The 12,306-nt window shown below is 54.2% G+C and carries 5 protein-coding genes; 3 read left to right on the top strand and 2 right to left on the bottom strand.

Going from position 1 to position 12,306, the window contains the following annotated elements; genetic code table 11:
* Positions 1–30 precede the first annotated feature (30 nt).
* The 3 genes from B5T_RS10290 (at position 31) to B5T_RS10280 (ending at position 4,254) form a co-directional block, all read left to right on the top strand.
* On the top strand, positions 31–672 hold the full coding sequence (locus tag B5T_RS10290) for a hypothetical protein (protein ID WP_014994439.1): 642 nt from the start codon (positions 31–33) through the stop codon (positions 670–672).
* Between the two features lie 94 nt (positions 673–766).
* A complete protein-coding gene (locus B5T_RS10285) occupies positions 767–1,876 on the top strand; it encodes a DUF6094 domain-containing protein (protein ID WP_014994438.1) in 1,110 nt (369 codons plus the stop codon).
* Between the two features lie 110 nt (positions 1,877–1,986).
* Positions 1,987–4,254, top strand: a complete 2,268-nt coding sequence (locus B5T_RS10280) for a helicase-related protein (RefSeq protein ID WP_014994437.1) — start codon at positions 1,987–1,989, stop codon at positions 4,252–4,254.
* Between the two features lie 112 nt (positions 4,255–4,366).
* Here the strand turns inward: B5T_RS10280 and B5T_RS10275 are convergent, their stop codons facing one another.
* On the bottom strand, positions 4,367–4,666 hold the full coding sequence (locus B5T_RS10275) for a hypothetical protein (RefSeq protein ID WP_022995558.1): 300 nt from the start codon (positions 4,664–4,666) through the stop codon (positions 4,367–4,369).
* A 310-nt stretch (positions 4,667–4,976) separates the two neighbouring features.
* The gene (locus B5T_RS10265; protein WP_014994435.1) at positions 4,977–12,290 is read right to left on the bottom strand and encodes an RHS repeat-associated core domain-containing protein; all 7,314 of its coding nucleotides are present in this window, start codon (positions 12,288–12,290) and stop codon (positions 4,977–4,979) included.
* Between the last annotated feature and the right edge of the window lie 16 nt (positions 12,291–12,306).

Here is a 12,306-nt window from a genome sequence, read left to right as displayed (position 1 = left end):
GCCTTTCACTCGGATAATCAGGAAACCACCATGTCTACCTCTACTCACTGCACACCGCAGGCGCTCTATCGCATCGAAGAATGCCCCGATCTGATGGTCGATGGGCACGTCGGCGATGAGCGCGGCAACCTGGTGTTCTTGTCCCTCTGGGGCCGGGACACCGCCATCCAATCCTTTCTCGCCCGGCTGACGCTGGGGCGTGATGAACAAGGCCTGGACCATTTCCACCTGATCTTGGAACACGACAGCCGCGTTTCGGTGTTCGTGCCCAATACGGATCACCTGGAAAAACGCACCACCCGGGCCTATCGCCAGACCCTGTTCGGCACCCTGGTCCATGTGTGGCTGTTCGACACACGCTGCCTGACGCCGGACCGCACCAACGGCACCGCGCTCACGCTGCTGCCCCACGGCGTCCCCAATACCGATCCACGGTTATGGCAGGCCGTGCGGGAGACCTGCGCCCTGCCCCTGCTGGATCATTGGCGCGACACCGTGCTGACGCTGCTGTGGGACCTCAACATGCTGGGACGCCTTCCAATGACCCTCGGGCCGCTGGAAGGGGTTCGACTCACGCTGGATCTGCCGCGACTGACGGACCTGCTCGGAGAACGCATTCGGGCCGGGGCGCTGACCGCGTCACCACAGCCTGGCAAAGCCCGGGCCGCCTAGCGGCCTGGGTTCCGGCAACCGCCTTTCAAACCCCATCCGGGCAGGGATTTCCCTGCATGACTTCCACACCGCTTATCACAATCAGGAGAGCCCTATGGCTTTGATGTTCCCGCGCCTGGCGCGCAACTTCGCTCGCAATGGGTACTTCCCCACGGACGAGCCCACACTGGAGCGGACCTTGTCCGCTCTGCGCCCCGCCGACGGTCCCATGGCGATACTCGACCCCTGTGCCGGCGAAGGCGTCGCCCTCGCCGAGGCGGCACACGCCCTGGGCCGCGACGCTGTCACGGCCTACGCCGTGGAGTACGACGGCGAGCGCGCTCAACACGCCCGGACCTTGGTGGATCAGTGTGTTCACAGCGACCTGATGGACATGATGATCACACGCCAATCCTTCGGGCTGCTCTGGCTCAATCCGCCCTATGGTGATTTGGCCAAGAACGCCGACGGGGTGACCGACTACGCCGGCAAAGGCCGGGCACGGCTGGAAAAGCTGTTCTACCAGCGTGCCCTTACTTTACTGCAGTACGACGGCATTCTGGTGTTCATCGTCCCTGCCTACGTGCTCGACCGAGAGTTGGTGGGCTGGCTGACCCGCCATTTCACAGATTTGACGGTCCACCAGGCGGTGGAGACACAATTCAAACAGGTGGTGATCCTCGGGCGCCGAGTTCGGCAACGGGACACCGTGCCCGCCGAGGCCAAAGCGGCCCGCGATCATCTGTTGCGTATTGGCCAAGGAGAAGCGGCCGCGGACACGCTGCCGCCCACTGGGTCCCATCGTCACTACACCGTCCCCTGTACCCGGGTTCTGCCCGAGCACTTCTACCGTGTCACGCTCGAACCTCAGCAGCTGGCCGAAGAGGTGCATCGTCTGCGAGGGCTGTGGCCCACGGCGGACGCCTGCTTCGGCGCCACACACCGCCCGGCCCGGCCGCCGGCTTGCGCGCTCTCGCAGTGGCATCTGGCGTTGGCCTTGGCGGCCGGCGCCATTTCCGGGGTGATTACCGCCCCCAGTGGCAAAGTCCTCGCTCTGAAGGGGGACACCCACAAGGAAAAAACACAGACCTCGGAGTTCGCCGAACGTGAGGACGGCTCCATCGCGGAAACGCGCATTCTCACCGACCGATTTGTTCCGGTGATCCGGGCCTGGGACATGACGCCCGGCTCCGCGACGCAGGGGCAGATCCTGACCATTCGCTGACCCCATTTCGGCGTGTCACGCCGGAATATCCACCCCACATAGCCACCCCACCGGGGCCACACCGCCCCGAAGGGGCGTGGTGGGCCCGTCATTCAATGAGGAGCTTCACCATGAAGACACTTACCCCCTCCACTCCAGTTTCGTCCGTTGTCTCCAGCGACCGTGACGAGGCCGCCCTGACTGTGGGGCTGTCCGACTTCGTCGAGGAATTTGGCGACGAACTGCTGGCCGCCCTGAATCAGGCGAACCCGCCCGTCTTTGACGGGCAGCCCCGCCAGGAACGTGAACAGGTCCTAGATGGCCTCTCCCGGACGTTGTTTCTGGCCCAGGCCCGGACGGTACACGCCGTCACCGAGTTGCTGATCAACCGCGGTGAACCCGCCGCGATCGTCAACGGGGAAATGGGCTGCGGCAAGACCACCGTGGGCATTGCCACGGCGGCGGTGTTGCACCGGACCGCGGGCTACCGGCGCACGCTGGTGCTTTCCCCACCCCACCTGGTCTACAAGTGGCGACGGGAGATCCTGGAGACCATTCCCGACGCCCGCGTCTGGGTGCTCAATGGCCCGGACACGCTGTCCAAGCTGCTGAAACTGCGGGAGACATTGGGCTCTCCCGTCGAAGGGCCAGAGTTCTTCGTTCTGGGCCGCGTGCGGATGCGCATGGGGTTCCACTGGCAGCCGGCGTTTCAGCGCCGGCGGCGCCAACACGGCGAGGAAGCGGTCTGTCCGGACTGCGGCCGGACCCTCACCGACCCGGACGGCGAGCCGATCCGGCCCGCGGTCCTCGACGCCGAGGACACCCGCCGCAAATGCGACGGGTGCGGCACACCGCTTTGGACGTTGGTGCGCCCCAAGGGGCTGTCCGCGACAGACCGCTCCGCAGCGGTGATCAAAGCCCTGAAGCGGATCCCAACCATCGGGGAAGTGACCGCCCGACGGCTGATGAAAACGTTCGGCGAGGCCTTCCTGGCGTCCATGCTGGGGGACAACCTCTACGAGTTCATCAACCTGATGGACGCCAACGGCCAGTTGGTGTTCTCCGACCGGCAGGCTCAGCGCATGGAGCGCGCCATGGCCAATATGGAGTTCGGTTTCGGCGAAGGCGGCTTCCAGCCTTCTGAGTTCATCAAGAGACAATTACCTCAGAACACGTTCGACCTGCTCATCGCCGACGAGGCGCATGAGTACAAGAACCGAGGCTCCGCCCAGGGCCAGGCCATGGGCGTCTTGGCGGCGAAGGCCCGCAAGGTTCTTCTGCTCACCGGCACCCTCATGGGGGGCTACGCGGACGACCTGTTTTTCTTGCTGTTTCGGGCATTGCCTTCTCGGATGATCGAGGACGGCTACCGCCCGACACAGCGAGGCAGCTTGTCTTCCGCCGCCATGGCGTTCATGCGGGACCATGGGGTGCTCAAGGATATTTACTCCGAGAGCACCTCCGCGGCCCACAAGACCGCCAAGGGCAACAAGGTCACGGTTCGGACCACCAAGGCCCCCGGCTTTGGCCCAAATGGCGTACTGCGTTACGTACTGCCGTTCACGGTGTTCCTGAAGTTGAGGGACATCGGTGGCGTGCTGCCCCCGTATGACGAAGCGTTCCGTGACGTGGCGATGACCGAGGAACAGGAAAGGGTCCACCAGACTCTGGCCTGCCAACTCACCGCCGAGCTAAAGCGGGCTCTGTCGCGCCGCGACACGACCCTGCTGGGCGTGGTGCTGAACGTCCTGCTCGCTTGGCCAGACACCTGCTTTCGGGCAGAGACGGTCAAGCATCCTCAAACCCGGGAGCCACTGGCCTTCGTGCCGGCACAGTTCTCCGACACCGACGTCATGCCCAAAGAGGCGGAGCTCGTTGAGATCTGCCGGGAAGCCAAGGCGGAAGGCCGTAACACCCTGGTCTACACCGTCTACACCGGCCACCGTGACACGACGGCCCGCCTGAAGGGCATCCTGGAGCGGGACGGGTTCAAGGTGGCGGTACTGCGCGCCAGCGTGGACGCGGCCCGGCGGGAAGATTGGATCGCCGACCAGTTGGAACGGGGTATCGATGTGCTCATCACCAACCCCGAACTGGTGAAAACCGGCCTGGATCTGCTGGCCTTTCCCACGATCGTGTTCATGCAATCCGGGTATAATGTGTACTCGCTGCAACAGGCCGCCCGCCGCTCCTGGCGGATTGGCCAAACGCAGCCGGTGCGGGTCATTTACCTGGGCTACGCCCGAACATCACAGATGACCTGCTTGGGGCTCATGGCGAAGAAAATCACCGTGGCCCAGAGCACCTCGGGTGACGTGCCGGAATCCGGACTCGACGTTCTGAACCAGGACAGCGATTCGGTGGAAGTGGCCTTGGCCAAACAGCTTGTCACAACGTGAATGACCTTCGGCGGCCCCATGGGCCGCCTCCCCTTCTACCCCCACTATCATCCTGCTCTCAGTCCACCTTATCCGTTAAACAGGCGCATATGAGTACGCTCAAGCCCATCTACTAGTAGAACCGCTCGACAAAAATCAGCCCAAACACGAACCCAATCAGCGCCAGAACGCCGGGAATGACATAAACCCATACAAAGGTATTCCTTCCCATCTCGCCCCTTGAATAGCGCTTATAGCCAGCGTCATAAAAGAAAGCCCCCAAAATCAAAAGGAAAAAGAATGCACTGGAAATATCTAGGACTCGATCCGGGCCGACCCAGACCCACCAGGCACCAGATCGAATAGCCGAAAAGTAGACAACAATCACCTGTAAGACCAGAAAAACAGGTTTAATCATCACTCGTGCCACCATCAACTCTACCCCTCAAGAGCATCAAAAAAGACTCCCAAAGAGACCGATAAGGGATAGAGCAGCCCCCACAACCATCATACTCTTTCCGTATAATGGAAGTCTTTTCTCGGTCCTCTTTCTTGTTTTCCTAACGTTATCAGCAGCGCGATACGCCTTTTGACTCCTGAGAATATGCTCCTGAAGTCGAAAATTAAACTGAAGGTCTCCCGCTTGCGGCAATAGGTAAAAGATAAAACCGAATAGCACCAGTCCTACTCCCAGCCCTGTTAGCCTTATCGCATCAAAAGAGCCATACAGATTATTGAGCCATTCATTTATCATAGGCGGACTGCATCAAGTTTGTATTTGGTTTTCCTGGGTAAAGTACAAACCCTCCCCCTGCCCCGCCAAACAGTGCGTCTTTAACTGATCCATAGTTATTGAGGGTAGTCTGAGCTAACGCCGATCCCTGAAGAATCGACAGTCCCAGAGACACATCCGACGCCCCGTATGAACCGATACTAACTGGCAACTGTCCTATAGCTCTATTGGCCGAAGAATAATCAGCCACCTCAGTGATATTAGCGAATTTCGTTCTTGCCAGAGCGCTTCCGGCCGACACCACGTCTGGAATGCGCCCAACCGGGACACGCCCACTAGCCAGGTCAAACATTAAATTACCGCTCACCGCTGCAAGCTGAGCATCTTGACTACCAGGAAACAGAACCTGCGCACCCAGCTCAAACCCACTCGATGGGACGCCAGCTTCTTGGTCTCTAACCGCGCTGACAAAATTTCGGAAGTTCAGACCGAAATCAAATGAGGACTTCGCAACCGTTGTCGTTCCAAAGCTAATCGCTCCAACGCCCGCAGCCTTTGTAATCAACGTCGGCTCTGGGAGCCCCAACATAACCCCACCTCCAACGGCAGTCGCTCCACCCACGAATACACCGGCCCCACTTGTAATCATGCCAAGCCCCGAACTAAAGGCATCATTCCACTTCACCAAGCCCATTGGATCATTGTAATTGATCGGATTATTTCCAACATAGGCGTAGAAATTAATTCCACCTTCGAAGCGTGCAGGATCTTCACTAATGAAACGGCCGATCTCCGGGTCATAATAGCGAGCTCGATAGTAATAAAGACCAGAGTTTCTATCGTATTCACGCCCCGTGTACAGCAGTGTGTTTTCAGTCCCTGGCATCGACTGGCTTAGGGGCATCCCGAATGCATCGAAAGTTGTTCTCTCTTCCACGGCTCCGTTGTGTCCCGTCAACGCTGAGACACTGTTGAGGTGGTCATTATGGAAGGTATAGTTGGTCCTGTCGTTCTGATCTTCGGAGTAATAACTAAAACCATTGAGCAGCTCATCCACAACCACACCATGCAGGTACGAATTTTTTAAGACTCCGTCCAAGTCGTAAGTCGAGTCCAAATGCTCGTCTTCCAGGTAATGAAGGCGCTCACCATTACGAATACGATAGCCAGCGTGATCGTACTCAAACAACTTTCCATTGATCTCCGAAGCTCGCCCTTTACCGTCATAGGTCACGGTGTACAGTGGCACCCCATTGGCATCAAGCTTCTCTGTGACACGACCACTATCATCATATTTAAACTGTCGATATATCGGCCCGTTCATACTTCCAACCCGGATATTCATAAGGCGGTTTCCAGAAGGGCCTTCGTTACAATCATCGACATCAAAACAGTAGTGGTAGGTAACTCCGTTCCGAACCTCTGTTCGCCGATTGCCCACAGCATCGTAACTATACGCGCGGTCTTCGGCATCGTTCGTACTGTCTACCCTGACCAGCCTATATAGCGCGTCGTAATCATATATAACCGTTCTTCCACTAGCGGTATCACTAATCTGAACTATGTTGCCAACATGGTCATACAGATAGTGTAAATCTTCCACCGCTGAACCATCTGCAGACAGGCTCTGAAGCTGAACTAGCCGGTCGTCATTGTCGTACTGATAGTGTGTTTCAGCGCCATTGGACAGTAGCCGATCGATCAGACGCCCAGCGCCGTCATAGTGATAACTGGCCGTGAGATACTCTGGATTGCTCATTCCGACTAGCCGGTTCATGCTGTCGTACTGGTACGTTGTTACATCCCCTTTTGGCTTGGTTTTCGTAGCAAGATTTCCGGCTGGATCGTAAGAGTAAATCCAATCCTTTATATCCCCCCCACGGTCATCGAACATTTTTTTCCTTTCATACCGCGCAGTGTATTGGTAATAATACTTCTGCTCTTCCTCTTCATCGATGCCGGCTATATGTGGCTTCCCGAAACCGTAGTAACCCCAATCATAAGAAGAGCCATCTTGTAGGTAATCAGCACCTACAAGTCGATTCATTTTATCATAACTGTTGCGTTGTCGGCGCCCAGAGCGATCTTCAGTCAAAAGGGGATTGCCAGCTTCATCGTACAACAAAACTCTGTCCGTCTTGTCCTCCCCTGGTTCAACAACGGGATCTTGAGTTTCAAGTAAACGTCCGAGATCGTCGTAAACAAAGGAGGTCACTTGGCCTTCCGCATCCGTGATACTGGTTACGTTCCCCAACAAGTCATACGTATACCGAGTGTCCCCATTCAAGGCATTTCGCTCTAGTACCAAACGATTCAGCTCATCATACTCACGATAAATCGTTGCGCCTTCATTGTTCCGAGGATGCCCCGTGTCAGCCATCGCGTTCGCATCTTTGACGTGTGTGATGTTACCGTTAGCGTCATAGGTTGTCTGACTAACCCGGCCTGCCTCAGTTTCAACCTGTATAAGGCGCCCCATCGCATCATAAGTATTACGGACACTATGACCGTTGGGATCGGTGGCCAAGATCAACCGACCACCAAGGTTGTATTTAAAAGTAAAACGGTGTCCATTGGCATCGATCCGAGCCGTGCGACGTCCCATACTGTCGTACTCGTGCCTAACCGTATTTCCATTTGGGTCGGTTTCGCTGAGCCGGTTGCCCATTTCATCATAAGTATACGAGGTACTGTACCCTAAAACGTCCGTTACTTTAATTAACCTTCCTGCCGCATCGTATTTGTTTTTCGCATAGGTACAAACTGTATGACCAGACATATAAGGGCATTCCGAAGAAAGAATACTCCCAGTGTGATGTAACTTTTTTTCTACGACCTTTCCATTATCATCGTAAACATTTTCATGAATGTTCCCATCAGGTGTTGTAACTTTCGTAACGCGATCCAAATCGTCATAAGCGTAACGAGTGGTAACTTCCATCAAGCTAGAGTCTGTAGCCGACCTGCGTCGATGTAGCGTTTCTGTCAACACCCTGCCAAGGACATCGTAGGTATAAGTAGTGGTAATGTCTCCGCCACTCGTTGCACCACTGACGACCTTGCTTTGAACATTGATGCCGTCACTTTTGTAGGTGTAGTGCGTTATCCTCTGCCGACTGGGGACAGAAGGGTCGATAAACTCAATATGCTGCTTGATTTGGCCAAACGCCTCACCACTGGCGTAATAGGTGTAACGTTCCAGAAGGACATTTTCTACCCCATTGACCGTCGCTCGAATTTCATACAACTTACCTTTTACCGCATCACCCGCCTCATCCGTAGTTTGGTAATAGGTTCTCGTCATACGGTTCCCACGCTTATCGGTCACGGCGGTGACTTGCCCGTACAACCCATAGCTATAATCGATGGTGTTTCCCAATGGATCAACTTCTCGTGTAATCAGCCCATCAGTATCGGATGGGTCCGAGCTTATGCTTCTATCCATTTGGTAAGAGTATTGGGTTAGACCACCCATAGCATCACGCTTCTTATAACGCAGCCCATCTTCGGTATTCTCAAATTGGAGAACGGCGCCATTGGGTTCCTTAAGTTTGATTAGCGCCCCATTATTCTTATCGTAAAAATGCTCTCTGACAAATCCCCTCGGGTCTGTAACCCGGGTCCTCTGACGATAAAGATCGTAATCCAGAACCTCTGTCTCACCCAACGCGTTCACATAACTGAATGCCTTATTATTGTCGTAGTAGGAAAAAGCGACGGTTTCGCGAGTGCCGTCTCTACCTTGGGGTTTAATGATTTCATTCAGTAGATGTCCATCCCGGTGATAGGTGTATTCCGTCGCATTCCCTTCCGGATCAATGGCTTTTATAAGATTGCCAGCCTCGTCATACTCGTAATGCCTGCGAGGAGCCCCGGACCAGTCCGTCACCGATGAAAGCCTGCCGCTTTCATTATAAGAGAACCAAAGCCCAGAATTACGCTGCCGATCGATATTCCAATTATCGGTGATTTCTTGAAGCCTTCCATTCCTATCATAATGCATAGTGAGTTTATTTCTATAGGGGTCCTCTATAGATATCAGCCTCGCATCCGTTATGTCCCGCTCCAGCAAGTCCCAGTCTACCCTTTCAAAAACATACTTCACCCCATTCGCAAAAGTGAGCGTATACTGGCCACCTTCAGGCGTATGCAGTTCCAAACTCGTGAACTCACCAAGCGGGCCATCCACAATACGGCGCTCACTACTGCTATCGGAGTTGAGAATAAAGGTGTGCTCCCCTCCTCGTTCATCGATATAACTTATAGAGGAAGCAATCCCATTTTCATTCTCTGGAGCATCCTCTACAGAGCAATTTGGGCATTTTCCGTAATCATTGGAGCTTAGGTGCATATTATAAGAGTGCGTCCATCCGTAACCCATCGAATTACGGTTGTACGCCATACCCTTTCTATTTGAATTATAGGTTCGGGTAAACACATATGACATCCCGCGCCCTTTAATTTGAAAATCCGTTTCATCATGATACATATTGCCTGTCACCGTAGAAACCGGATCCACCGTGGAGGGGGTGCGAATCAAATCATTATTGGTAACCGATGCGGGATGTTTGTCCGTAAAAATTTCGTTATTGAATTCTGGCTGAGCAGGAGGCCCTCCAGTATCGGCCAAAGACAGATTGATACTGCCGTCGACCCAACCACCACCGGCCAAAAAAGTGTCATTGCTAATATTAAACCCCAGACTTGCAAGACTGCCATCCGATTCATCATAGATTTTTTCAACATAGACACTAAAAAGATTGTGCCCCGTATCGGTTTTACGAGAAGGGATCGTGTACTCCCATCTCGCGGGATTTTCCCCAATAGTTCCACCAAATAGCAACGCATTCCTGATTCTGAACACTACAGCAGCCTCGTGAAGAAGAGACTCTCTGCTGTCAAGAGTCACATGATTGGCAGTACTAAAGCCTTTATTGTTATCAAGGAAATCGTATTTCCCCTCCTCTCCGACACCAAAAAAATTCTTGTAGTAGGCTTCGAATTGATTCTTGAGTTGACCAAGTGTGGTACCTTGGGAAAAGGAATAACCGCACAAGCTGCCCGCATTAAGCGGCGCGCCAGAGCCATTCTCCGCAATAAGGTCATCTATGTTTTCCGCGCAGTTAACCATAGATATAATGTTTGGACCCCAGAAATCGTTCCAGTACGTGAGAAACGCTGCCCTGTAATTATCTGAGGACTGTGGCACCTCTTTAAATACCTCCACCTTCTCCTGTCCGGTGTTCGTATTGTGCAAGAAGAAGAATGGTCTGGTTCCATATATATCGCGTAAAGAGTATGACCACGGTGCTGCGACCTGCCTGCGATAGTTAAACTTCGAATACATAGCCGTCATTGCACTTTCAGAGGCATCGGCAATGTGCATCAAGTCCACGCTGGCCTCACTGGCCAGAGCCATTTGGATGCCACGCACCGTTGATATAGCATCAAACCCTGTTAGCTCTTGCCATATCTCATGCTCAAGAGAGGACCCTTCGTGTCCAACAAGCTCAAAATGATCATTGGCAAATGAAGACGGCTTGTCGTTCAGCCAAGTGCCGTTGAACCGAACCCCTTTCATATCGATTAGCAGGCCACCGGGCATGATTGAAAACGCCGTTGACCCCAGATAATCCACCTCGTGCGTTGAACTGACGATACCGACGAACCCTTCCATCGGTGAGTACACATGATTCAAAGCATCCAGCTTTTGAGTGTTCTCAACAAATCGGGTGAAGTATTGGTTCATAGCCACGTTAAGAAGTCCACCCGTCAGCTCGTCCTGAGCTATAGGGTCATCCAAAAGACGGGGTTCTCCGGTATTGATAACGCCGTTTCCGTTTTTGTCGACATAAGGCACACCACTGCTGTTGTTGATGATGGGAAAGTGCTCATTTGCTTCCAGCAGCTTTTCCGCCGCCCGGTGTACCTGAGACCAGTTCGAGGTATCGCCCCCGGTGCCGATAAGGTAGTAACCTCCAAAGATCAGATTTTGATAGGTCGCCTCAATGACGTGATCATCACCTCCAGTTGTCGACGGCGCCCCATCCAGTTCGAACGTGACATTGAATCGGCGACCTAGAAAATCATCGCTATCGTTCTGCCAGGCAATGAGAATTGGCGTATGAATGACCTGACCGTCCAAACGCACCGTCATCTGATGATGCTCAAAGGGGCCCCCAGCCGTTTCGCTCCCCTCGAAGTAACTTAGCGTAATGCGCTTTGTTGACAGATCCGCCAGCGCTATCGGATCAGAAGTGGAATCCAAAATAAAAGGAGGAGAGATATTACCTGTGAAAGAGAAGTTACCTAATTCATATCGGATAACCAGGTATTTGGCCCAGTCGGGATCGTTCTGATCATCATGCTCGGAGACGCTGTCATAAGTCGTCACCGCGCCAGTAATGTTATACGGAAGGGAGGCCGGAAGAAGGCCGTCATTCGCGGGTACAATCACCCCTGGGTCAGCTACATCCTCCAGCGTCTTACCTGGATGATTGGCATGTAGCCACGTCAGTATTTGCTCCTCATAGATCTCCAGAGGCCCTTTGTCTCTGTAATCTGCGTCATCATTATCGATGGCGTGGTAGTATCGGTCGTAGTCAAAATCGACGACACCGTATACCTCGATATTCTGGTTGTGAAATTCTCTTAGCTTCCAAGATGGATCGACATCGATCCACTGACAACGACCTGGTGTGGCGGAGCAGTCCACTCTGGGCGGAAAGGCACCACGGTAATCAGAGAATGGCACACTCACCTGAACCCAGGCATGTTCGAACTCGATGGTCGGGGTACCGTCCACATCAGCCAGATTCACATTTTGAATACCCTGGTCATCCATGATCGCCGCCGCCAGTTCGATGTTCTTCACACCGATCCAGTTGGCCACATCTTCGGCAGGCGCACTCACTGTCGCTTTGGCGTAACGGGCCGGAATATTCTGCGACCGGTACATGGCAATCAATACGGATGCGATGTCCACATCGCTGCCCCGCTGGCCCATGAATGTATTGATCGTGTTTGAACGGGATCCGTGATACAGCGCGTACTCGTGAGTGTTGCGAACGTATTCATACATCGCGGCCACACTTTCCAAGGCTTCGGCCTTCTGGGCGATCAGTCCCTGCTCGCAGCCCCCCTCTTCCGGAGGGCACTCGAACAGAATCTCCCGAGTTTGCGCCAGTGGGTCGGCATGCGCGCTCCGTGCGCCAAACAACGCGAACAGGCACAGCACAATGGTGTACACCATCGCGCTCAAGTACCGACGATAGACTAGGAACTCTCGGTTCCCCCCTAATGGAAAATTCGGCAGGCGATTCATGATCTCGTCCTTGATT

This window comes from Alloalcanivorax dieselolei B5 (assembly GCF_000300005.1).
GTDB classification, from domain to species: domain Bacteria; phylum Pseudomonadota; class Gammaproteobacteria; order Pseudomonadales; family Alcanivoracaceae; genus Alloalcanivorax; species Alloalcanivorax dieselolei.
Note: the sequence above shows the minus strand (reverse complement) of the source record. Positions and strands in the feature narration are given on the sequence as shown.